We start from the raw sequence: 270 nt of genomic DNA on the forward strand, positions 1-270 counted from the left end.
GTTCTAGGCTTGCTAAGTCAGGATGTTGCCCCGAAATAACATCCGATCCAAAACTAGCAATACTACTTGATTGGGATGTTAAGCTCCCATCTTCATTAATTATTACAACTTCTAGTAAGTTCTTTATACTCTTAGCTGTAGCAGCTACCTTAAACACTAGCTTTTTTTCATTTTCTGTATAGCTTGAATAATCAATATTGCGTGCAACTAGGCCACAAAACTCTTTTAGCATAGGATTAAAGAAAGTATTTAATCGAAGAAGTACATCAT

General features: G+C 34.8%; 1 protein-coding gene. It reads right to left on the bottom strand.

The window, feature by feature from the left end; genetic code table 11:
• A partial coding sequence (locus AAEY88_RS13770; protein WP_350563286.1) for a hypothetical protein occupies positions 1 to 270 on the bottom strand: 270 nt, incomplete at both ends.

The organism is Psychrobacter sp. CAL346-MNA-CIBAN-0220 (assembly GCF_040309805.1).
Lineage (GTDB): Bacteria > Pseudomonadota > Gammaproteobacteria > Pseudomonadales > Moraxellaceae > Psychrobacter.